The sequence below is a fragment of the Bradyrhizobium sp. AUGA SZCCT0283 genome, assembly GCF_018130385.1.
Lineage (GTDB): Bacteria > Pseudomonadota > Alphaproteobacteria > Rhizobiales > Xanthobacteraceae > Bradyrhizobium.
Genome location: NZ_JAFCLU010000031.1, coordinates 30,031 through 53,250, shown reverse-complemented (window position 1 = coordinate 53,250; position 23,220 = coordinate 30,031). Strand labels below are relative to the sequence as shown.

At 57.5% G+C, this 23,220-nt stretch carries 21 protein-coding genes and 2 pseudogenes; 16 read left to right on the top strand and 7 right to left on the bottom strand.

Translation table 11 applies throughout. The features are described 5' to 3' along the window. Positions 1–212 precede the first annotated feature (212 nt). The 3 genes from JQ624_RS30660 (at position 213) to JQ624_RS30650 (ending at position 1,462) form a co-directional block, all read left to right on the top strand. Entirely contained in the window at positions 213–419 is a 207-nt protein-coding gene (locus tag JQ624_RS30660; protein WP_212422641.1) for a hypothetical protein, read from the top strand. Between the two features lie 25 nt (positions 420–444). Continuing rightward, on the top strand, positions 445–810 hold the full coding sequence (locus JQ624_RS30655) for a hypothetical protein (RefSeq protein ID WP_249130192.1): 366 nt from the start codon (positions 445–447) through the stop codon (positions 808–810). 388 nt (positions 811–1,198) lie between these two features. Continuing rightward, positions 1,199–1,462, top strand: coding sequence for a hypothetical protein (locus JQ624_RS30650; RefSeq protein WP_212422640.1), 264 nt, complete (start codon positions 1,199–1,201; stop codon positions 1,460–1,462). A gap of 254 nt (positions 1,463–1,716) precedes the next feature. On the opposite strand, the gene JQ624_RS30645 is transcribed toward JQ624_RS30650, so the two are convergent. Then, entirely contained in the window at positions 1,717–3,147 is a 1,431-nt protein-coding gene (locus JQ624_RS30645; RefSeq protein WP_212422639.1) for a hypothetical protein, read from the bottom strand. A 10-nt stretch (positions 3,148–3,157) separates the two neighbouring features. Beyond that, complete coding sequence (locus tag JQ624_RS30640; protein WP_212422661.1) at positions 3,158–6,778, bottom strand: S8 family serine peptidase; 3,621 nt, start codon at positions 6,776–6,778, stop codon at positions 3,158–3,160. Between the two features lie 386 nt (positions 6,779–7,164). Here JQ624_RS30640 and JQ624_RS30635 point away from each other — a divergent pair, with 386 nt between their 5' ends. The 3 genes and pseudogenes from JQ624_RS30635 (at position 7,165) to JQ624_RS30625 (ending at position 10,967) form a co-directional block, all read left to right on the top strand. Further along, the gene (locus JQ624_RS30635; protein ID WP_212422638.1) at positions 7,165–8,250 is read left to right on the top strand and encodes an SIR2 family protein; all 1,086 of its coding nucleotides are present in this window, start codon (positions 7,165–7,167) and stop codon (positions 8,248–8,250) included. A 250-nt stretch (positions 8,251–8,500) separates the two neighbouring features. Further along, positions 8,501–8,704 carry a PilZ domain-containing protein gene (locus JQ624_RS30630; RefSeq protein ID WP_212422637.1) on the top strand — a complete coding sequence of 68 codons (204 nt, stop codon included), beginning with the start codon at positions 8,501–8,503 and terminating at the stop codon, positions 8,702–8,704. Between the two features lie 1,123 nt (positions 8,705–9,827). Beyond that, positions 9,828–10,967 (top strand): annotated as a pseudogene (locus tag JQ624_RS30625) (IS630 family transposase). Between the two features lie 117 nt (positions 10,968–11,084). Here the strand turns inward: JQ624_RS30625 and JQ624_RS30620 are convergent. Beyond that, positions 11,085–11,234, bottom strand: coding sequence for a hypothetical protein (locus JQ624_RS30620; protein ID WP_212422636.1), 150 nt, complete (start codon positions 11,232–11,234; stop codon positions 11,085–11,087). A 434-nt stretch (positions 11,235–11,668) separates the two neighbouring features. On the opposite strand from JQ624_RS30620, the gene JQ624_RS30615 reads away from it, so the two are divergent. From JQ624_RS30615 to JQ624_RS39785, 7 genes and pseudogenes are all read left to right on the top strand, one after another. Next, on the top strand, positions 11,669–12,010 hold the full coding sequence (locus tag JQ624_RS30615; protein WP_212422635.1) for a DUF1236 domain-containing protein: 342 nt from the start codon (positions 11,669–11,671) through the stop codon (positions 12,008–12,010). Positions 12,011–12,184: 174 nt separating this feature from the next. Beyond that, the gene (locus tag JQ624_RS30610; RefSeq protein WP_212422634.1) at positions 12,185–12,460 is read left to right on the top strand and encodes a hypothetical protein; all 276 of its coding nucleotides are present in this window, start codon (positions 12,185–12,187) and stop codon (positions 12,458–12,460) included. Between the two features lie 461 nt (positions 12,461–12,921). Beyond that, a pseudogene (locus tag JQ624_RS38865) lies at positions 12,922–13,041 on the top strand (DNA ligase); the annotation flags it as partial. A 168-nt stretch (positions 13,042–13,209) separates the two neighbouring features. Next, positions 13,210–13,695 (top strand): NUDIX domain-containing protein, encoded by a 486-nt coding sequence (locus JQ624_RS30605; protein ID WP_312014519.1) that lies wholly within the window; start codon positions 13,210–13,212, stop codon positions 13,693–13,695. Positions 13,696–13,765: 70 nt separating this feature from the next. Beyond that, the gene (locus tag JQ624_RS30600; protein ID WP_212422632.1) at positions 13,766–14,263 is read left to right on the top strand and encodes a DUF421 domain-containing protein; all 498 of its coding nucleotides are present in this window, start codon (positions 13,766–13,768) and stop codon (positions 14,261–14,263) included. A 252-nt stretch (positions 14,264–14,515) separates the two neighbouring features. Next, entirely contained in the window at positions 14,516–14,779 is a 264-nt protein-coding gene (locus tag JQ624_RS30595; RefSeq protein WP_212422631.1) for a hypothetical protein, read from the top strand. 228 nt (positions 14,780–15,007) lie between these two features. Next, entirely contained in the window at positions 15,008–15,841 is an 834-nt protein-coding gene (locus tag JQ624_RS39785; RefSeq protein ID WP_409334390.1) for a cyclic nucleotide-binding domain-containing protein, read from the top strand. A 240-nt stretch (positions 15,842–16,081) separates the two neighbouring features. Here JQ624_RS39785 and JQ624_RS30585 read toward each other — a convergent pair whose 3' ends face one another. Beyond that, positions 16,082–16,948 (bottom strand): hypothetical protein, encoded by an 867-nt coding sequence (locus JQ624_RS30585; RefSeq protein WP_212422629.1) that lies wholly within the window; start codon positions 16,946–16,948, stop codon positions 16,082–16,084. A gap of 4 nt (positions 16,949–16,952) precedes the next feature. Here JQ624_RS30585 and JQ624_RS30580 point away from each other — a divergent pair, with 4 nt between their 5' ends. Together JQ624_RS30580 and JQ624_RS30575 are read left to right on the top strand one after the other, a co-directional pair. Next, positions 16,953–17,165, top strand: coding sequence for a hypothetical protein (locus JQ624_RS30580; protein WP_212422628.1), 213 nt, complete (start codon positions 16,953–16,955; stop codon positions 17,163–17,165). Positions 17,166–18,199: 1,034 nt separating this feature from the next. Then, positions 18,200–19,369 carry a sensor histidine kinase gene (locus JQ624_RS30575; RefSeq protein ID WP_212422627.1) on the top strand — a complete coding sequence of 390 codons (1,170 nt, stop codon included), beginning with the start codon at positions 18,200–18,202 and terminating at the stop codon, positions 19,367–19,369. Positions 19,370–20,132: 763 nt separating this feature from the next. Here the strand turns inward: JQ624_RS30575 and JQ624_RS30570 are convergent. Together JQ624_RS30570 and JQ624_RS30565 are read right to left on the bottom strand one after the other, a co-directional pair. Then, positions 20,133–20,636 (bottom strand): Phasin protein, encoded by a 504-nt coding sequence (locus tag JQ624_RS30570; RefSeq protein WP_212422626.1) that lies wholly within the window; start codon positions 20,634–20,636, stop codon positions 20,133–20,135. 475 nt (positions 20,637–21,111) lie between these two features. Further along, complete coding sequence (locus JQ624_RS30565; RefSeq protein ID WP_212422625.1) at positions 21,112–21,366, bottom strand: hypothetical protein; 255 nt, start codon at positions 21,364–21,366, stop codon at positions 21,112–21,114. A gap of 40 nt (positions 21,367–21,406) precedes the next feature. Between JQ624_RS30565 and JQ624_RS30560 the strand changes: the two genes are divergently transcribed. After that, a complete protein-coding gene (locus JQ624_RS30560) occupies positions 21,407–21,982 on the top strand; it encodes a hypothetical protein (RefSeq protein WP_212422624.1) in 576 nt (191 codons plus the stop codon). Positions 21,983–22,111: 129 nt separating this feature from the next. Here the strand turns inward: JQ624_RS30560 and JQ624_RS30555 are convergent, their stop codons facing one another. Beyond that, positions 22,112–23,059 (bottom strand): DUF4231 domain-containing protein, encoded by a 948-nt coding sequence (locus JQ624_RS30555; protein ID WP_212422623.1) that lies wholly within the window; start codon positions 23,057–23,059, stop codon positions 22,112–22,114. Positions 23,060–23,220: the final 161 nt, after the last annotated feature.

Genomic DNA, 23,220 nt, shown 5'->3' with positions numbered 1-23,220 from the left:
CCCGATCGGGACCCCCGCCCCCGCTGCTGGCACTATGCCGTAGTGCCACTGGATAGACTCCCGGACTGGAGCTGGTACGATATCTGCGCGCATTTCAAGTGCACGCAGTGCGGCTCAGTTGGCTGGGTCGATCCGCGGCCGAATTGGTCTGAAGTTATTAATTACAGCAAGGGCGTCAGCTAGGACCCTTGCGACAATTCCTTGAGGAAAAAATGGAATTATTTACCGTTCATGCATCGAAGGATGGCGAATGGGTTGAAACGCAGAACACCAGCCCGACGCTGACGGTAGCTAAAGCGAATAGCCTTCATAAAACAGGATGGGGCGTGCACATCACGGACGCTGACGGCAGGCGCTATGGCCCGGCAAGGTTCAATGAGATTCTGTCGTTCGATCGAAAATCGCCGATCAAATTCTAGTGCCGCTCCGCTAAGAAAGCGTCCAGTGGCTGACAAGGATTGGTCGAGAGAGTTTGACGATCCCATATCATTGCCAGACGGCCGGTCCCTTACCACCCTTCGAGACGCTGCCGACTACATAACGGGACTTCCGAAGAAAGGCGCGGCGCCGGAGTGGCAGGCCGCGATTGAAGCGCTGATGCTGGTTATTGAACTGGGCGGGCCCACGATGATGGCGCGGATTGGCGTCATGCGAGCGCTGAACCGTCATGTCGAGCGGGTGTTCTATCCCGATCGCAAGGATACCCATTGGGGGAAACGGAAGCTAAAGCGGGACCAGCGACACTCGATTCTCGTGCATTTCGGTGCTATCGCCGCTTGCCCTCGCCTTTTGGTTGCGGAACTATTCTGAACGGACAGCTTTGCGGGTGGAAATTGGCTCAGAGCGACCATGAATTTGGCGGCATATCCACGGACCTTAAATTGTCCGTGGGTAGCGAGGAGGAATTCTTCAACTCTTTCGCGGAATATAGAAAGGCCATTCATTGGGACGTTCGACGCTTCGACGGACCAGCCCTCCACGGGGCTCGACCGTTCGAACTGATTTGCCTTCCTAGAACCTGGGCGTCTAATTCTCGCGTCGAGAGGCAGGCAGCAGCCCTGATGCTCCCAGACGTATGTAATTCCGATCGGTTGCTAGATACGCGTGAGCAAGATTTACGAATGATGGACATCGGGGTGCTCGCTTCAAGTGGTGCTAGCTTAACGGTGCGAGACTGCACCAATCACGGATTGAGAGCGTGGCAGACCGGAAGGGCACGGGGCGCTTCGTAGTAGACGTTTGCGAGCCCGATGCGATCAACGAAATCAAACCCGCGCTCGATCTGAAATTACTTCCAGCTTATGACCGAACGTTCGATGTGCTTGCTAATTGGATTAAGCCATTTTATGCGTCAATGACGGCCTACGGTACTATGCCGGTTAATGCGGGCCTATCTATCCCTCTCGACCTGTTTTGGGATGCTCTTTGCGAACCCGAACCGGAAAGGCAGTTTTCCAAGTAAGTGCAAACTTAGGTCAGACTCCGCCCGGATTCGCTTGCAGGCTTCCCACGATCAAGCGAGTCAAAAAGACCCGGTTCAACTGTAATCGAAGCCGATCACTGATTGCCGCTGCTTCTCGGCAATATCGTCCGGTGTAGCGGAAGCTGGCCGGCGCGTAGGAAACCGGCGAATGCATGAATTCGCGCGGTGGCTTGATCGGCCGAGCTAGCGTCTCGGGAAAGTTGAGGGACCACCGCGTGTCGCCCGGCTGACCGTTAGAATGTGACCTCAAAAAATAGCTTGTCCTCGATGACGTTCGCTTGCGTCTTGGGCTTTGGCTGGTCGACGCGGAGGACCACGTCCTTCGCGCGTTCGTTAAGCGCGGCGACGAGCTCGGCGAGCGGCATTTTTCCCCAACGTTTCTTGACCGCTATCTCATGGTCGACCGAAATCATCGCGACCCGGAGTCGCTGCATTTCTTCGAGGCCCTGCGTTTTAAGGGTTGCGTTGTGGCTGCCATGGTGACCGACCTTGTAGAGGATCGCGTTCTTGAGCAGGTCCGGCCCGGTGACGGTTTTGCCGTCCACCGTCCACGAGCGGTCCTGCCAGGACAGCCAGTTGCCCACTTGCGCATCGGCAGCGAACAATAAGACGTCGCCGCCGGGCAATTCGATAGCGATCACGAGACTGGTATTGTTGGTCAGGCTGTCGAGCTGTAACGCCAGATCCGATGCACCGCCGAGCCAATCGCTATCGATGCGGCGCCATGCATCGGGTGCAGCGTCGCTTGGCTGCCAGTAGTTCTGCCTGAAGAAATCGAGTTCAGGCGCCGATTGCGCGTAATTGAAGGGAATCTCAAATTGCTGATCGAACGGACGGTTGGTGTCGGCATTGCCCAACGCGGTACCCGCACCGTCCATGAACAGCGGAAAACTATCAAGAGCCAGACCATAGGTTTCTTTGTGGCTAGCCGACGGGTTGATCTTGCGCAGCATTTTCTCGTCATGAGGCGGTCCAAGCACGTAGAACCGTGCATTGGTCCCCGCGGGCTGGACCGGCGGTTCGGTCGGAAGGCAATAGCGTGGCTTGGCCGTCTTTGCTCGGACCTTGCTGAGCGCGTCTGCGGTCGTTGGTCCTTTTGCTAAGCCGAAGAACTCCAGAATTCCGCTGAGCTCAGCGACGCCGTCCAGATCCCCTGCCATTTGCATCTGGCTCAGCCCCATGCGTAGGGCGGAAAGCGCCAGGCCCTTCTCCTTTTTCAATTTCTTGGTCAACTCGTCGTCGGGGTTTTCAGTCCACGCCAGCCAAACCTGTCCGACCTTTAGTCTTTCAAAAGACTGCCCGGCCTGAACGAAGCCGGAGAGATGGTCCCAATGCTCGTGGGTCGCGATCAACAGATCGATCTCCCCGTCGGTGACTTCTACGATATTGTCCATCACCTGATTCATGATCGTGCCAGGATCGGGCGTACCCAGAACGACACCGCAGTCGATCATCACGTAGAACGGCCGCTTGCTGCCGTCGGTGCGCGGTAGCGAGATTAGGAAACAATCGCCTAGTCCCTGGCGATACATTCTGACTTTGGCCCGGTAGCCTGAAGCCGACATCACTGCTCCAGCTACTGCGACATGAGCCGCGTGCGTTCCGCGCCGCGGCCGCTTCGGCGCGGATTTCCTGGCCACCTTTTTCTTTGCCGTGCGCGCCAACGAACTTCTCCTATCCGTGCACGTGATGCATCAAAGCGAAGGGTTCGCGGGCGTTGGTCGGGTCCACAAAGTAATTGCCATGCAAACCATCGCTGGTATCGGCGGCGAATTTCATCTGATTGGCAAAGCGCCAGGCACTGTCGACTTTCTTGCGTACCATGTACCGGACTTCTGCCGTCGCGAGGTCGATGATCAACGTGCAGCCGCCGCGGAATCGCGTCCGCGGCATTCCTTTTGGCCGGAAGCTCTGCGTTATTTCGACAACTAGGTCCGAGCGAATGTTGCCGTCGGGGCCCACCCGTCGTACCGGCCGTACCGAATGAACCTCGATCCTGCGCAGGGAGCCATCCTGGCTGCCGATCTTGTACGGCATGGGTTCAGGAATTCGGACAAGGCCGAGAGCTGCCAGTTCGTCGTCGCTGACGGCTGTCTTATCCATCAGCCAGTGCCACAAAACGCGGGCGTTCTCGTTCGACAGATCGTAGGCTTCCTTGCGCTCGCTTTTCAAATCCCAGTCGGTCGACATTTTCTCGAGAACCTCCTGCACCTTCACCTGCCGTAAAGGCAAGGGCGGCGGCTCCCAGATCAGGCTGCCGGGCGAAAGATGTTTCACGTCACGCGGGTAGATTCCCCGGTTACGAAACGCCTCGATGAAAGCGATGCGGTAACCGAGCCTGTCATAGGGCACGAGATCAGTATCAGCCGTGATCAAGGCGCGCAAATATTCGCCTAAGACGATATCGATCGGCGGACAATAGTCCAATGCGCGTATGCATATATTCAGGATTTGGCCAGCGACCTTGCTCGCCTCCCGCGCCAGGCGGTTGATCAGGTCGGTCGAGATCGCTCCGTCGGGCAGAACGCCGGTGCCGCCGGTGGCAAGGCGCACGAGGTCGGCCGTTCGTCGCTTATAGATCTGAAGAAAGGCGTCAAACACCGCGGCGACCATGACCGCGCCGATGGCGTGAGGGTCTCCCGTTGCCATTGCGTCGTCGTAGTCGCTCTGCTTCGGCTCGCGGCGAACCCATTTTTCCTTTTCGCCGCTACCCTCCTTCGGCTTTTTGGTTTCGCCGATATAGTCGCGCAACGCGCCATAACGCCCGGTCGCCTCGCCGAATTGGACCGCAAGTTGCCCGAGCAGATTCTGCTGTTCGAGGTCGCCGCGTGTGGCCTTGATCTGGTGGCTTAGCGCCTCCGGAAGGGTGAAGTGCTGGAATATCGCGACGATGTCGGCAAACGCCTCGTGGAACGCGAATACGTCCGGATTGGTCGCCTCGCGAAAGCGACGATGCACGCCGTCGAGTAAGGCGTGCGTCGTCTCATGAGCGATCACGTCATGCGAAACTGCCGTGAAGATCACGCTGCCTTGCATCAGGCCTTCTGCTGCGGAGCCGGATGCGCTGAAGTAGCCAAACAAGAGTGCTTTGTGTTCCGGACTATAATAAGCGTTCTTTGCGCGCAGCGCGTGCGGATAGATTCGCAACCGCCTTACGTATTCCAGTTTTTTGGTGGGCTCCGCGTCTGGGGATTTCTCAGTTTCAGAAGCCTGCTTTTTCTGCGGCACCACGATCTCGCGCGGTGCCCAGAGCGCGACGCGGCCCAGCGCTTTCTCGAAATACTCGATGGTCTTCATCGCCACCGCATACGCCATCTGCTGATGGAACTGCGGATTGGCTTCCGAGGGCGTCAGGCCCGATCTCGTCAGAATATGCGGATGGTTCAGGTCGACCGGAGCATAGCAGCATTGGCTTGCGGGATCGACGTCGATCACCTCGATATATTCGCCAATCGGACCCTGCTTGAGCTCGTCCTCCCAGTGGACCTCCAGTGTGGCTTCGTTGATGCCGAGCGTTTCAAGCTTCGCGCCCAGCGATGGGTCGTAGGCATAGACTCGCAACGGCCGGATTGCCGGCTTCGGCGGACGCGGATGCTTCGCGTGCTCAAGTTGAGCAGTGAGAACCGCATTACCCAAGGGTTTCGGCGGCGTCGGGCTTCCAACGGGGACGCTTGCAGCCGCTCCGCCCAAAGCCTGCCGGAGCGCATTCGATGCGCGCGGATGCGCGACCAGCGCCTCCGCAAGACGCCGCAAATCGGCCGGCGACGCATCAGCCGGATCGGCCGGGATGATGCTTTCGATGTCGGTGTTTTGCGAAAGCTGCAAAGCCTCCAGTTCCAGCATCCGTTGTTGCGGAGAATCCGGCATCGCCTGGATACCGAGGCCGGTCAGGATCTGCAGGATGGGGAACGAGACGGTGTCAGGGGCGGTTTGGCGAAGGGTCGAAGCGGACCCGGGAACTTCGGCGAGTGCTTCACTGGCGCGCAATTTGCCGCGCCCGAGGCGCTTGACTTCCTGTTCATTCCGCTTGGCGCTTTCGAAAAGCGCGCTGCGGATCGCTTCGACGCGCATCCATCCCTGCGGATAGGCATCGACAGCGCCGCGGTTCTTTTGCAGCCAGATGGCCGCGGCGGCAGCAACCTGCGGCGTCGCGGCTGAAGTTCCCTGGCCATCGAAATCGACGATATTCCCGCACCCGAATCGCGCCCACGGCACGTTGGGTGTGGGTGCCGCGACCGCGGTCAACATTTTGCTGTCGGGCCCGTAGTTGCCGGCCATCAGGCGAATGTCGAGATCAGCGTAGGGCTTGCCATTCGCCATCACACCGCAGGCGGCGACGACACGGTTGAACCGCGCGGGATAGACGATATTGTGGGTCGGGAGATTACCAAAGTTGTTGCCGGCCGCGGTGACGATGAAGACGCCCTGCTCGTATAGCGCATTCACGGCGTCGGCCCAGGCTTGCGACGCCAGCCCGCCCATGCTCATGCTAATGATGTCGACATGATTGGCGCCGTTGGCGTTCATCCCGTGCACATAGTCGAATGCGCGCGCGATCGAACTGTTGCTGAACAACACCACCCGATTGGCGACCCGAACCGGGACGATTTCTGCAAACGGCGCTCCGCCCAACAGTGGTTGTCCCGGTAATGCGGTGCCGGCAAGGATGCTGAGCGTGCCGGTGCCGTGACCGAGATTGGTGAGAAGTCCGCTGGTCTGGTCACTCGCATCGTTCGGATTGTCATCATCTACGAAGTTACGCCCGATATCGCGACGCAACCGTTTTGGTAGTGTGTGGTGATTTGGGTCGTATCCGGTGTCGAAATGCGCAATACGAACTTTCGACGCTACCTGCGGCCCGCCGATTTCTGTGATCGCGCTGTCAAACTGGGAGTGGGATCCGGACCGAAACCAATAATTGTCATTGTCGCGGGGGAAGTCGGAGCTTTGCGTATCCGTACTCTCGCATGACTGCGTCAGCGACTGCCCGCCCTCAGTAGACTTACCCGCGACCCACTTCTGCTCGAGGTCAGGCTCGGCGAATGTGGGGGCTGGGCTGCCTGCGACGCCAAGCCCCTGTTGCATCAGCGAGTGACAAACGTCCCAGACGTTTGCCTCGGCAAATCCGGGCGGCGGCGTCAGGATGTGCCAGACCTCGCCGCCGGCCGCGCCAAGCGCCGGCTGCGAGTCGATGCTTCGGAACAGGCGGGTGGCCGCAAACGTCACCGCTGAAGCGCCGAAGGTAAGCTGCGGTGCGGAAAAACCCGGCGCAGCCTTTACTAGAATGCGCTGCATCACAAAAACTCCGGCCAGGTAATCAACCCTGAGATGCCCGGCGCTGCATCAATATCGAATACTTAAAACTGTCTTGCGTCAGTTAAGGTTGGCTGAAGAACGGCAATGTAGCTCAAAGTTCGGTTCGTCGCAACCGAAGCGAGTGTAGGAAAGGCGCAACCGCTGCACGCGCAGGATTTCAAACGGCGAGCACTGGTGCGGCGAAAGTTTTCAGAGCATTGGTAATAGGAGCGGACACCGCGTTACTATCCGGCGAAAGTCCGATGCCGTTGCCGGACTTGCGCTTGTATTGGAAGTCCTAAAGTGGGGGAGCAGCTATGAGCCGGGTATTCTTCCTCGGATCTGGAGCCTCCGCGGCGGCTGGGGCTCCCCTCATAGGCGACTTCATGCCAGCGGCAGCCGCGCGCGCGCTCGAACGGAGCAGAACTCGGAGCCGGCCGATCACCGAGAACCGGCTCTACGCCTTCCTGAACTTGGCGTTCGGCGTCGGGGAGGCCCAATTCAGGGCGATGGCGCTTAGGGAAGCCGGCCCGCAAAAGAAAGTATCCGGAAGCGCACCGGCCGATCCGGACTTCATGTTCGTCCTCGGTGCTTTGGATGTTGCCATCAGCGAAGGAACCAGCTTCGGTCAAAGCATCGTCCGCAAAGCGTCCCGCGGAGGCCCGACAAAGGGATACGACCTCAGCGGGAACGAACTGGCCCGGGTGCGTCAGGAGCTGCTTTCATCAGTCGTGGCCGCTTTCGGCAGAGGGCCCGCCACGAGCTCCCTCTATGCTAATTTCGTTGCCGCCCTCCAACCAACGGACAAGCTCATCACGACCAACTGGGACACGCTGTTGGATTTCGCGATCCAATCCCTCAATCGCGACGTCGACTACGGCGCCCGTCCGATGACGTATGTCGATGCGGCCGAAAAGCCAGATAACGCCGAAGCACCGGTGCTGCCGCTGCACAAGCTCCATGGCTCGCTCAATTGGCTGTTCTGCCCACGCTGCAGCTTGGTCTATGCGAATCGCCGGCAGAATACAGCGCCGATCCGGGGCAAGCGGCCCTACTATGTTCGATGCCATGTTTGTGCCCCTAAAAAAGATTCAAGTTTGCAGGCCGAACTCGAGGCGGTCCTCGTGTCACCGACGCTACTGAAGACGTATCGGATCGCGCAACTTAAGCAGGTTTGGATCAACGCCCAGAGCGCGCTTGCCTTGGCCGACGAATGGGTGTTCGTCGGCTACTCGCTGCCAATCGACGACATGTGGGTTGTGGCTATGCTGCTGCGCGCCGCCGCCACCCAGCGTTCCTTCAAGCAGTGCCCGAAGATAACCGTCGTCGACAGGTCAGGAGAACCGGTACGCAGCAGGTACGCACGGCTTCTAGGCTGGCCTGTCCTCGACGGCGGGTCTGACTTCGCCGAGTACGTCCAGCGCATGAGTCGGGACCTGTATAATTACCCCCGGGAGTGGAACGAAAGCTAAGAGAAGGCGCTGAAAGATTTCGGCGCACAAACTCATTAAATTCAATTGCGAACAGTGCGCTTTTCATTCTGGGAGGACGGATTGATCCTCTCTAACTCCGAGAACTCGCCGTCCCGTTCGTAACCTTTACGCCGTCAGGCGCTGAGCTGTTTGCCTGATCACAAACTCTCGATGCATTAACATTTGTGACCGTCCATGCGTTCGAATTGTGATAACGTGACAAGCTATTGCCGAGCTGGAATGAAGCGTTTTGAAGTCAGCAACCATCGAATACAACGGGCGCACGATCGCCTGCCTCATTCGTAACCAGTCCGACACTGGGGCGTCGCTGGAGGTGGTCAATCCACTGGGCATCCCGGCGCAATTTTCACTTCTGATCATTGCTGATCGCTTGAGGTGCGGATGCACGGTGATTTGGCGAACGGAACACTTGATCGGCGTCAAATTCCACTAGGCTTATCCGTCGAAGGGATTACCCCGCCAGAGTTCCGGGCATGACAAAAATAGGCCGGACCGGCTCAAATTTCGCCAATAGTGTAGATTCTGCGCTCGGATAGGGCGCGAAAGGGGGACGGCTCCGGCACGCAGACCCCCAGCCTCCGCGCTGGGGCCGTTTCGGTCTTGATAAGCCGCACTGGCGCATGGGGAATATGATGGCCCCAGCCTCTCACACCGCTGGGATGGTCCTCCCGTATGACTACGGCGCCGTAAGGCTCCGAAACCGATACCTACCCCTTTACGTGGGGGGTTGGGGGGCCCGCCATGGAGCTGTTTCGAGCTGAGAAGATTGCCACTGTTCGCGACCAATCAAACCATGAGTGCCGCTTCTGCGCAGGAAGGCTCACTCTCCTCAAAACGATCATGGAATCTGAAAGCGGAGTCGTCATTCATATATTTGAATGCCTGCAGTGCGGAGATCGCACTTGGACCGCCTAAAGCAAGCCAATTATGTGTCGGGTTCCTGTTCTTCCCGCCGGAACGATTCAGGTCAGGTAAATTTAATTCCGTATTGCGTGGAGTTCATAATGCGTAGGTCTAGTTGGACACCGTCGATAATCCCGATCGACAACGATGAGACGGTCTCCTTGGTCGCGGATGATTTCGGTCGATTAGGCCGCGCCTGGCGCGAAGCCGACTACGAAGCCACCGATCTCGACACGGTCATTCAAGATCTATTGACCGGCCAATATAGCACCCCATTCGCGTCGCCGCCTTCAATACTTCCGAGCGCTGGTCGGAAGATGTTTCCGAAGACGTTGCCTGTGAACTGCGCCGTCGTGCGATCTGCAGATGCGCGAGCTTCCCTCTACGATTTCTGATTTTGTCGAAAGGAACGAGGGCCTTCTGATGAACCCGCCCCGCTCCAGCGTTAGCACCATCTGGTGAACGGAAGGTGGGCTGACGCGACAATATTCCTGCATGTCGGTTTCGGCCGGAGGCCGGCGATGCAGGCGGGTGTAGAGGTGGATAAACGCCAGATACTGACCCTGCTTGGGCGTAAAGGTTTTTGCAGGGCGACTCACGCCGGCCATCCGATTCAGCTGTTCATCCGGGCCTCCAGCGACGAGGAGGCACAGATGAATGTACGCTATCGGGTTGAACTCAGCCAAGCCGAGCGCAGCGAACTGACGGCGCTTCTCAGTGGTGGGAAGCATTCGGCGCGCAAGCTCAAGCGGGCGCAAATTTTACTGGCCGCCGACGGAGGGGCCAGCGACGAGGCGATCGCAACCAACGTTGGCGTTGGTGAGTCCACGATCTATCGGACCAAGCGGCGCTTTGTGCTCGGCAACCTGGAAGCAGCACTGAGCGAAGAGCCGCGCCCCGGCGCAAGCCGCAAACTGTCTGGCAAAGACGAAGCCCTCTTGATCGCGACGGCCTGTTCGAGTCCACCCGCGGGCCGCGTCCGCTGGACGCTGGAGCTGTTGGCGGGTGAATTGGTCAGGCTCACCGAGCACGGCAACATCTCCCGCGAGACGGTGCGCCGCCGCTGGCCGAAAACGACCTCAAGCCGTGGCGCAAGGACATATGGTGCATTCCGCAGGTGGATGGCGAATACGTCGCCCGGATGGAGGACGTGCTCGACCTCTACGCCGAGGCTCCCGATCCAATACGCCCGGTGGTCTGCTTCGACGAGAGCCCGACGCAGCTCATCGGCGGGTCCGCCTGCCGATCCCTGCCGAGCCGGGCCAGCTCGAGCGCTATGACTGCGAGTACAAGCGCAATGGCACGGCCAACCTGTTCATGTTCCTCGACGTGCATCGGCCCTGGCGCAAGGTCAAAGTAACCGACAACCGGGCTGCCGTCGACTTCGCCACCTGCATGCGGGAGCTCACCGACGTTCACTTCCCCAAGGCCGAGCGGATTCGGGTCGTCCTGGACAATCTATCGACGCACTCGGCCGGCGCGCTCTACCAAGCCTTTCCCGCTTGCGAGGCGCGTCGCGTGCTGCGCCGGCTGGAGTTCCACTTCGTCCCCAAGCACGCCAGTTGGCTCAACATGGTTAGATCGAGATCGGAGTGCTGCGCAGCCAGTGCCTGGACCGGCGCATCGCGACCCAGCAGCAGCTCAAATCCGAGATCGCCGCCTGGGAACGACAGCGCAACGCCGCGAAGGCCCGCATCAAATCGATGTTCACGACCGATAAAGCCCGCGCCAAAATGGGCCGAGCCTATCCCGAGCCCGTTGTCGTCCGTCCGCCTCAAGCCAAAGAGTCATAATCACTGTGCGGCGGTACTAGCCCCGTTTTGAATGAAGCGTTGCCGGGCTACCCAGATACTCGTACCGAATGCGTGATGACTATCGCGCTCGCACACTGCATCCCCCATTCCCGCGAACTAGTCTCGAAGGTCTACCAATTTAAGATATTCGCCATTGATGCTGCTCGCGGCGTGACCGCCCACCACTACAGCCGCCGTCGAGATCACCAGCAAGGTCAAAGCGGCAAACATGATGCCAATCAATTTCAAAGCGCGCTTGTCTGCCATCGCAAAGCGTCCTTCCAAACACGGCCAAGAAAAGCCCGGCCGGCGTTCCGGCTCGGGCCTTTCCTCCCTCTAGCAATTCCACTTAGTGAACAGCGCGAACTAAATAATAACCGACGCCGCCGACAACGATCACGGCCGGGACGGCCCAGAGCAACAGAACTGGCATGTACGCCTCCATCGGCTGCCCTCATCCATGAACCGCAGTTCTATTGCCACTTGTTCCCGGTTCTTATCCTCATGGTAAATGGCGGCTACCCCCAGCCGCATCGCCGACCACCCGCAATCGGCCCCCGTTCGCACCTTAGTAGGCAAGGTGCGCGGGGCCTTTTGGTTACAAGGGAAAGCTGGATCACTCCGCAGGTCGGGACAATTAGGAACTTGGCTCCCTCTTCCACGTTGTGCAGCGCCGCACTGACGCGGATTAGGAGATTGCGATGAAGCAGGTTTTGATAATTGCCGCTGCAGCGTCGCTGCTGGCGACCGCCGTCAACGCTCAGACCACCATGACGACAACGACCGGCGCTGGAAATGCGGTCATACAGATCGAGCCGCAGTATCGGACCAAGATCAAAAGTTACGTTACCGAGAAGAAGGTCCGACCCGTGACGACACAGGAAAGAATTGTCGTCGGCGCTAAGGTCCCGACCAGCGTTGAGCTTGAAGCAGTGCCCGCAGATTGGGGACCCTCCGTCACCAAATATCGCTACATCTATTCCAGCGATCGAGTGATGCTGGTGGATCCAGGCACTCGAACTGTCGTTCACGAAATCGACTAAGTGGCTCGTGTAGATGCGGTTCGGTGACGAGCCGCATCTACTTCAGGAGCGAGAGACGACGCTACAAGAAGCGATTACAAGAGATCGTCTTGTTGCGGGGCAGACGCACGGCCCAAGGAACTCTAAGTTGAACTGTTGGGTTCTTTCGGGTTGCGTGCTTGGGAGGGTGTAACGATGCGACAGAGAATCTACGTCCCAAAGGTCAAGCGAGAGGCGCAACGGCGCCTGCCGGATCTTTCTGAGCGAATGGCGGAGCTTCGCAGATTAATGCGGCAAGTTCGCTTGGCTGAAGCCCGCCTTGCGGCCCAAGATGGCACGATCCAAAAATTTGACGGTGTAGGTCAAAAATATACCGGACAACGCTGTATGCGAAGCAAGTGGATGATCGTGAATTACTTGGTAGCCGTCGCACTTTATCTCATCCTTTGGATCGCGTGGCAGTTGACCTAATAGGCCGAAGGAAGCCCTGAGCGAAAGAAACGACTCCGGCACACAGCCTTTATCCTGTCTTTCCGCCCACGCCCTTGAAGAGTTCAGGGTTGTTGGCAACGTATTCGACCCAAAGCTCACGCATAATTCTCTGTACGTCATCAGGCTTGAAGCCACCCCCATTAGGAGGGATGCTACTAAGCTGGCCCAACCGCACTATTCCTGAATAGGGATCCGAAGGATCCGGCGTAAATGCCGCGTCGGTTGGCTTATGAACAATACCCTGCGGAGAAATATTGAATTGGTCCCGCCTGACTAGAGTGTGCTCCATCGCGTCTTAAGCCGTTAAGAGGGGCTCACATAAACCGGCCCCAAGTGCGCTTCAAAAACCGGGAAAAATAGATAAAGTTCCTATTGCTCTGTCGGAACGATCCGACTGTCGTCAGCTTGAATCGACCTGTTTTGTTCGTGGCGTTTGTAGCGTGGCGTTTCAACGTAAGAAGCCGGCGGCAATCGGCGTGAAAGCCCCCTTCCCCGGATTCGTCGAACCCGCACTGGCGACGTCGATCGAGAAAGTGCCGTCCGGCGATCGTTGGATCCACGCATCAATCCCGATGCCCATTCCATTAGGGAGCTCGACCACATGCATTGGGGTGTTGAGATGGGCCGTAAAGGAGGCGTATCGCCGGACCGCGTAATCAATGCCATGCCTCTCGCGCTTCTCCGTCATCTTCACAATAGACGGCAGACTGCCGCCTGCGCAGCCTAGCGTGATAGTGGCAACTACCATATCCAGTAAACAGAGCGCGGGGCTTCTCCTCTACCGCTTACGGGGCGGTGGCATCGAAGTCCTGCTCGGTCATCCCGGAGGACCCTTCTGGCGCAAGAAGGACCTGGGATCGTGGTCGGTTCCAAAAGGCTTGATCGCCGCGGGTGAAACTCCCCTCGCCGCAGCAAAGCGCGAGTTTGCGGAAGAAACCGGTCACCGTCCGCGCGGCAAGTCCGTGTCGCTGGGCCAGTCGAAGCAGCCAGGAGGAAAGATCGTTCACGTATGGGCCGTTGAACAAGACTGGGACGCCGCCGATCTCAAGAGCAATATGTTCGAGATGGAATGGCCACCGCGATCCGGGCGGCGTCAGATGTTTCCCGAACTCGATCGCGCCGCATGGTTTGAAATTGAAGAGGCTCGCGCGAAAATTGTAAAGGGGCAAGCGGTTTTCCTCGACCGCCTGCTGGCAGCTATCGCAGACGGTTAAGCTACAGCCGCGCAAGACATCATCAATGCTACTAGGCCTTCTTCTGGAGCAGACACATTAGGAGTAAGCCATGAATCTATCGGTCGACTGGAATTCCGTGTTTGTGCCGGCAATAGGACTTGCAGAGATCGTTGTTCGCGGCAGCCTCATGTATCTCGGGCTTTTCGTGGTCCTCCGCTTCATGGCGCGACGCCAGGCGGGACATTTCGGGCCTGCTGACCTCCTCGTCATCGTCTTGATCGCCGATGCCGCTCAAAATGGACTTGGAAAAGAGTACAGCTCGGTAACCGAGGGCCTCGCGCTCGTTCTTACGATCGTTGCGTGGGAATATCTTCTGGACTGGATGGCTTGGCGCTTTCCAGCGACGCGACCGTATCTGAAGCCTCCAAGCCTTACGCTCATTCGTGACGGCAGGTTGATTCCGCAGCACCTGCGCAAGGAAATGATTACCGAAGATGAACTCAAATCGCAGCTGCGCGAACAGAGTGTCGACAACTACGAAGACATCAAGCTGGCTACCCTGGAAGGCGACGGACGGCTCAGCGTTTTGAAAAGGCAAAGCGTTTAGCTTTCTGCAGTGCCGGGCCGGATCCCGGAGCTCGCGCGGTTCGTTCCCCCTGCCCGCGCATTCGACAAGTACGTCTATTCGCCCCGGACTTTCATGCCATCGTTGTGATGGACGCGGTGTGCAGCTCGGCGGACGAAACGCATGACGCAACGATGGCCCTCTACACCAACCGCTTGGAGCCCAGGTTGAAACCGTCACGCCGGATACGCTACTTGAAGGCTGGCTAGGGCAGCTGCGTACCGCCAGAACGTCATGAGCGCCGCGTCCTACCTCATTGAGATCCTACTGCCGAAAGAAACCGGCTGGACAGCCCGTAGACCGGGAATCGGTCGGCACACGCCGAGCCGCGTCGACACGACGGCGTTGCTGGACTCGCGCTCGCGCGCCAGAATGATCTTCGCCCGCAATGTCAGTGCCGCCGGTAGCGAGCGCGACCGCGTTATGGCCAAAAGATGCGCGCTTTCGTCGCTGGAAATCGTCAGTGTCGCCTTCGGGCGTCCGGTTCGCATCGGGTAACTCCTTCGATCAGGATACCCGAAACCGATGCAATAATTATGCTACGAACTTACAGGACAGCACACTAGGGCGTGTACTAATAAAACAAGAGATGTCCGCTTTTGGGCTGCTAAAGCAAGACATGGGCTGGGCATCCGGGAATTTCGCCTTTGACCAACCCAAAGCGGACACATTGGACATTGCACGTCAGGTGAGGCCGAACCTAGACTTGATAGTACAGCTGGCGTTATGTCGCGCCTGCATCGGGGATGGGAGCGCGTCATGAGCAGCACGGAAATGGCGGGATATCTTGCGGCCTTTCTCGTCTTTCTGACTTTTTACATGAAGACTAATCCCACCTCGATTAGTTGGAATTTGCAGCAACCTCATTTTCATCACATATGCATATCTTGGCAGCCTTCATCCGGTTTTGGTCCTGCATCTCGTCTTGCTACCATTGAATGGCCTACGCCTTCGCGAGATGCTGCGGCTAACAAAGAGGTGCGAGGCGCCACGCAGGCTGATCTTAGTATGGATTGGCTCAAGCCATTCACATCCATGCGCAGATTCAAGCGCGGCGACGTACTATTTCGCAAAGGGGATGCCGCCGATGCTATGTGCCTCGTAGTTTCCGGACATTTTCGTCTGGTTGAACTAGGAAAGAATGTTTCGGTGGGGCAGATCTTCGGTGAGCTTGGCTTATTGGCGCCAGATCAGTTGCGTACACAAACGCTGGAATGCATTGAGGACGGGGAAGTGCTCCAAATTACATATGAACAGGGGAAACAGCTTGCTACCAAAACCCGCAATTTGCTTTCTATTTTCTGCAGCTCACGACCCGACGACTGTTCGAGAATATTTCATCACTCGAACGGGACTTGGCCGCATGCAAGACTGCAAGCGCTTCGGTCCGGGAAGTTAGAGCCCTATAGGTCAGCTGCTACGTGGCAAAGTGGAACGAGCGCGAAGATCTATCTGGATCCCGAAGTGACTAGTAGCAAGGGTCACGACAATCTGCGGCAAGAGGGACTACCGGTCGTGATATGTCGGCGACTTCCGTTGTTGGCCACTTATCGGACCTAAGCAGTCGGGCCGACGATGTCACTTATTGACGGCAAAGCCGACCTCCCGGTCGAGCATTCGGACTTCCGAGTTTGACCCGTTAAGAGACATGCTGAGACTGGATGGTTCCAATTGCTGGGCTAACGTTGAACTCGCGAACATTCTAAGCTGGTCTGACTTCGACTGCCATTTGAGTCTGCAGAAGCCGCCCCTCACCCTGGCCTCTCTCGGTAAGGGCAGGGAGAGGAATAAGAGACGGCGCTACGGCAGCACCGTCTGCCGCCGTCGATCGAGCGCCTTCGACCGCACCATCCACTCCGGCAGGGACGCGCCGTCGCGATGCCGTCCGCCGGCGCACGCCGCGGCCCAGGCGGCTACGGCGCCAAGCAGGATCGCGGTCGCGACCGAAAAGGCGAGGATGGTGGTGCTACGCCGTGACCTTGCAATGGCTGTCTTGGCGTTGGCAATGGCGCTGTCGACCCTGCGTTCCGCGTCGGCCGCGGCAAGGCCGGCCAGCGCTCCGAGCTGCTGAATGAGATAGGTGCGGTCGTCCGCGCTCAAACCGCTATGACTTGAGGTGGTGAGAAGAATGCGGCCAGCTTCCGCGCGCTCGGCGCTGAGATCGACATTGGGTGCGCGGCGGCCGGCGCGAAACAGCCGGTCCAGCTCATAGCTCAATAGCGGCTCGGCCACACTGGCCTGCGCTGGGCCACGCATCGACGATGTCCGATTGACGGTGGCCGCGCCAATCCAGGTGGCGAGAATGGCGCCCATGACCACGGCGAGCGCCCAAGTGCCCAAGCCGTGGGCGCCGTCAACGTGCGCTGTTTCCTCCACCGCAGCCGGGCCGGTCGAGGTACGGGTATGTCCTGCGATGTAGCCACCTAGGCCAAAGCTAACCACGGCCTGAATGATCAGATAGAGGCCGGATAGGATCGCAAGTGCCGCGGAGGCATCACGCCACGTCGGCGCCGTCGACGTGACGCCGAGGCCAATCGTGACCGCGAATGTCAGCAACACCGAGGAGAGCGCAGTCGCCGCAAACGCGCCGAGCACGATCGGCGACCATTGCAGGAAGTGCGGCGCGATATCGCTTCGCGCCACCGGCGTGACGTTTTCCATAGACATGTGCATGGCCTCAGCGAAGGCCGAAGAAGGACAAGATCGCCAGAATCACAACAATCAAGCCGACAAGATAGATAAGACCGTGCATGGTTTCCTCCCAGCGCCCGCCACCATTTTCTTAAGCGACAATTTTCCCAAACCTGCAAAGTTCCTCGCGCCCACGGGAAAAGTGGCAACGGTGGAGGAGCGCGACGGTCATCTCATGCCGTATGTCCTTTGATTTGGTTGCTTCGGTCCCCATATTCGGGCTATGCGCAGCCCTATTTGAGGAGGCCGGCTTGACCGAGCAGCTCGCCCTTTTTTCACAAGCTTCAGGAGTGCCAGAGGGGCTTCAGTACGTGGCTGAATTTGTTTCGCCAGCGCTTGAGTGCGATCTCATTGGATACGGTCTCGGCGTTGCCGCTCCAGCCGTTTCAATTCGGCGCCTTCGAAGGCAAGCGCCGGGTGGCGTCGTTCGGGTTCCGCTATGATTACACGCTGCAGCGGTCGTCTAAACGCCGGCATGATCGCTCGTAAAATAGCCCCCGCGCGCGAAGTCAAGTTGAACGGTCTTCTCATGTGCGGCTGAGCCGCTAGGGCGCGATAGGCACCGGGCGCGGGCTAGCCGCACCAGCTCGATGCGCTGACATATCTTGCAGCGATATTGAATAAGATCATTCCCCTTGTCATCAGGGTCAATCTTCTCAAGATTCATCGTTTGATTGCAGTCAATGCAAGTCAACAAATCGGGCAACCTGCTCCGGTTATCGTTCATATGAGCCGTAGCCGCCACTGGCGTGTGTCTCTCTGCCGCAGTTCGACTAGCAACATATCGTTGTGCCGGATGTTCCTAAGCTATCCGCTTGTTGGCGTTACCGCTTGCCGCGCAGGAGGTCGGGCATGAAGTTGGTTCATAATGGATGGTTTAGGGGAAGCAACTGGCATTGGGCGACGATTCTGGCCCTGCCCTTGCACCCCGATAATCTCGCCGCGCAGGGACTGTCGGTTGAAACCGGATCGCACGTGTCGGTCGCCCTGTGCCATCGTGCTCGGACTGGTGATGGCCTACGGCATCACGCGAAATAGGAGCCGGACGCGCTCCGAGAAGCAGATTACCGAACAAACGAAGGACCTTTACGTGAGAGAAGAGCGGGACCGGGCACACTCAGGCAGCAAGTAACACGATCGACCGCCTGAAGCGGACCGGCCAGGAGACGCTCGAGGCCACTCGTGAAACCACAAAAGGTGGAACCGGAGGGTAGGACTTAGAAGCTGATGGAAAACCGTTCCAACGAAACGAGCGAAGCCGGCGTGCTGGATAAGCTCCGGCGTCACGTTCGCATTTTAGCCGATATCGGACGACTTGCGAGTGAGAATGCCGAGTTGAATCGCTTCCTGGACCAGGCCGTCGTCCAGATCGCTCGGGCAGTCGAAATACACCATGTAAAAATTCTTCGATATCGTCCCGAGACGTCGGATCTTCTCCTCGTCGCAGGTGTCGGATGGAAGGAAGGTGTCGTTCGCACAGCTACGTTGTCAGCAGACCTGCGTTCACCGCCTGGGCGGGCATTTCAGACCGCAGAGCCGGTCAGCATCAAAGATTTCAGAGAGCAAGATGAGTACGCTCCGTCGGATTTCCTAAAGGAACATGGCATCATCTCGGTGTCCAATGTGCCTGTGCTGATCGGGGGTGCGGCATGGGGCGTGTTGGAGGTGGATAGTATCTCGCCTAGAGACTTCAGTGAGGATACGAGTGATTTCCTATCGTCCGCTGCGGGCCTCATAGGCTCCGTACTGCGCCACCATGCACAGCCGGATAAAGAAGCACGCTTGATGGCTGCGGCTGCCGAGGCTCAGAAACAAGAGATTTTGCTTCGCGAATTGCAACATCGCGTCAAGAACAACTTCCAGCTCGTTTTGTCCTCTATTTCCATTCAGAAGCGTCGGTATCAAAATCTGGAGGTTCATCGCGCGCTGGATCATGTTGCAAGCCGCATCAACGCCATTTCACTTGCCCACGATCAGCTCGCATCGCGACACGAAGGCAAGACAGTCAGACTGTCAGATTACATTCGCGCTCTTTGCAGCGCAATCCGTCAGCAGATCGACGCCGTCGAAATCGAGGTAGAGTCGGACGAACTTGAATTGAGCATTGATCGGGCTTTGCCAGTTGGTCTTATCTTGAATGAAGCAGCAATGAATAGCATCAAACATGCATTTGGCCCGGACCCTGGCGAGATAAGAGTGAGATTGGTCGGGGGCATCGGTTATGGGGAGGCCCGACTGACCGTTTCTGACAACGGGCGCGGCATCCGTCACCCGAGCGAACACGGGTCCGGACTAAAACTGATTGCCTCTCTTGCAAGACAGATCGGCGGCACCATGGAACAAGAAAGTTCAGATTCGGGGACGACAACGACGCACACGTTTCCGTTGATAAATTGAGGGTCATGGTCGGAATTATTCGCCCTAAATCGAGCGAGGATCAGTTAATCGTTCTCTTGAGTAATCAGGCAGGGTGATAGGAATGTTTGGTTGGTTCGAATCCGAGCGGCGCGAGCGCCGGAAAAGGTTAGACAAGATCGCAAACGGCTTGAAGTAAGGGCCCGGCGATTCCTAAAAAGCTATCTAGAAGCAGATGAAGCGCGAAAGCCTGAGTTCTATCGCGCCGTTGAAGACATCAGCAAGAAGTGCCGCCCCCCGATTTAGATTTTTCCCAACCAGATTTGAATGATGGGCGAATTGCCGAGGCTAGGTCGAAAGCTGCGATGCAGATGGTTTTGGAACGTGAGAACCGCCGAGTCGGAGACTTCCTGACTGATGCCTGCGCAACGGTAGCGGTCGCATATCATCGAGCCGCAGGCGTCTACGAAGCCGACGTAGACATGCAAGAGTTAGGAACTGCCCCTGTCCACCTACTAACGATGGCAACCTCCTACACCTACGCACAGAAAGAATGATTTACGGCAACCAGTTCAGAACGCTAACAGTCGGCGACTGCGTTTGTTGGAACAACGTCGACATCGGACCTTGTCACAGATTGTGAGGGAATCCTTCGAGCGAAGTTTCGATTGATTGGGATCCCGGTCATTCGACTTCAATCCAGCGCAACGATGATGCGGGTCGAGAGAACGTTAAGTGAATTCGCGTCGGCAGGGCGAGAGCCGAAGCGAAAGTCTGTACGGCAAGTAGGTGATGGCCTCGTGTCTTAGGCTCTCCACTTGGTACTTAATTCAGCCATCTCTGTCGAATACTTCCCAAACATGGCAATCCGCTTGCTTGTGAATTCTGCAATGACAATGAAAAACTCGATTGGCGACCTAATTGTCGCCACCCTCTGGCTGAATTCAAACGCAAATGTCATGTTAGCTTGCGAGATTTCCAGCAGCTCTTGATAAACGCGAACATTTGCGGTGGCTGTAGATAAATCAAATCCTTTGCTCAAACTGTTATCCGTCATCGTGTGAGAGACATCTTCTTGTGGCGCTGTCACTGGATTTTCTTGTAGGGCTGTCACTGGATTCTCGATTGCAAGGGGAGCCGTTGGTTTTGACTCATTATGAGGCTTGGGGGACGATTCAGTCGAGCTTGCCGCAACCGAGCGACGGATCTTCGGGCTTCTGACGATAGTCTGGGCGGCCCGCTGGGGCTTCGCGGCTATTTTCGGCCTGCGCGCGTGTTTTGACGCCGTTGCCGGTGTGCGTTTGCTCATCTGACACTCCAAAGGATGAATTGGGACCACGGGGGTCATTCGTGCAAAGACAACAGGCGCTGCAGTTTAACGTTCCAAACGGAAAGTCATGGAAGTTCCACATGAGACTGTGGCTCTTCCAGATTATTTGGCGTTCAGACCAGGGGTCGATGCCTGCAACGCTACTTCCGTCGGCGTCGTGTTCCCTTAAGCACGCGGTTTTGGCTCCGGCCCGAAAGCCGCTTCGCATTTTTCGCCACATGCTGTCGGTATCGATGAACTATTTCATCCCCGGAAGCACCAGTCACTAGACTTGCGGTAGCTTCGAAAGCCGCTTTTATCTTTTCGCTGACCATCAAATTTGCTTCGCGCCGGCCGCTTCTGCCGCCTCGCATCAGCTTCATCATCCGAAGCGCAATTACTGCGTTTGCTTCGGCTGCCAACAGTATCAAAGAATTGAACATCCGCTGCGCTCCACGTGTAACAAGGCGAATGGTCAGAAATTGTTCCGGAAGCGCCCGGCACCTTGATCGTCAATCCGGCAAGCGGTTGAGCAGTATCGTGCAGAGCCGTCGCTCAAACGGGCGATCCTCATCGAGATGGCGATCAATCGCATCGCCATCAGCGCCCAGTCCGGCAAGGAATCGACCGGCTGGTCGAAGAGGCGAAACGTCTGCTTTCGGAGAAACTGGAGCGAGAGGGCAAGGACGGGTTTAAAGGCGATAACGTCACGGGAACCATCTATCAACACTCGGACTTCCACGGCGCTTCCATGTGGACTGAATTTGTCCGTGGGCAGCTTGTTAACCGCTTTCGTGAGTCTCGGCGCATTCAATTTCAACGACAAAGTCTCGTCTGCTGAGCACACGGCGAGTGCGGACGAAGTTGGTGGCCGGCTTTTCCTGTTCCAGAACGACCGCTTCTTCGGCCGTTACGTCAAGCTGGATGCCGATGGGGGCGAGACCCCCAGGCTATCCTCGCTCGGTTCGTTCATGAAGGATCGAACGTCATCGGTCCTGATCTATAGGAAATCCGCGAACGAGGAGAGCCGGGCACTCGGCAGTCTAGTTGCCGACAAAGAGATTTCAGACCTTATCAAGCCCCCATTGTCGGCAAGAGGCGAACCCACCTTACCTGGGACATGTTCCCGGATGGCAAGGACGGGCATCCCAACGAGACCGGGAAGATATACACACCTCCGCATACCGGTCACCATCGACGTGCCGGACTGGCCATTCGACTACGATGCTGAGATGCGGCTCTGGATCTATCTCTACGTCACCCAGGATGGAAACCTCCACAGCCAGCTTGACTATTACGGTGCCTGGGTCGAGGGCGGCCTGCTGACGGATCCTGTTCTGAGCTAATTGATGTGCCCGGAGGGCATTCAAACTAGGTGGGGCGCGGTTGCCAGCTCATCCTCGCTGCGTCGCCCACCTCATTGGATTGATCTACACGCCTTCTTTTGATCTACAGAAAAGCTAGTTAGCAAACAGTCAGTTACGCACAGATCGTGCTGGTTCGGGCGCCGATAAGTGGTCCGCCTCTTCAATGTCACCGGATTCCAGTTTGGCAGGCTTTGTGACCGTTCTGGTCATCTGCTCCAACCAAGCCGCATGCTCGCTCTGCAGCAAATCTTCCGTTGTCGTTACAAGCGAAGCGAGGTCCACATTAGCTTCGGAGAACGTCTCCTTGATGCGGGATAGCCGCATCGCCATTGCGCCATAGCTGGCTGCCAAGTACTGCCGTCGATCCAGCAAGCCATAGGCCATGACGGCAACTGTTATAGTTGTCATCACGCCGATCCAGGGCGCAAACCATTCCTGTCCAAAGCTGGATCCCGCAACTCCGAGGATCGCTGCTACAATCGCTGAGGCGAAGCTGATCGTTCGAAGTTGTGTAGCGGCCTGTTCGTTTTCTAACTGGCTATTCGCGTAATATCGCATCTGCTCGTCGAGCCGATTCTTCCGGTACCACTCTGCCGTGAGCGGGACTGGTGGACATCGAGCATCGCCTTGCTCGGGACTGGGATCGACGAGGGGCATCAGGCCAGCGCGTTCGGCCGGTTCTGCGAGGGCATCGCGCCGCGCCATAAACGCAGTTTTGGCTGCGGAGCCGGCATACGCTCCAATTTGCGCGGCGAAACGAAAACACTCTGATTTTATCGCTTCCGCCGTTGCGCGTGCACGAATCCGGCGTCCCTCGCTGTCAGCCGACAATATCTCACGTCCGACCACTGGCGTAACTGCCGCGACGATAGCAGCTAGGAACGCCAAGGCCCTGCCAAGCACCGAACCACCTGTAACCTGCGCAGCGGTCGTGCCCAAAATGGCCGCAAGTCCGGAACAGACGAACGAAATGCGAGCCCAGCGCCTGGCCGAGCTTTGAAGTATGCGGGCCCGCTTTGCCCAACCTCGATACTCGGTCCATGCTTCTTCGATCATGGGGCCCTCCCTTAAGGCTCGGCGATCATTTCACTGCCACGACATGAGGACATCACAGTTTTCAACTTAGGCTAGTTAAGTGCGTCACATTCCTTCCGCCTTTACCTCTCCAATCTCTGGTCTCTGCCGCGCAGCTGCTCTGATCAATTTAAAAGGACGTC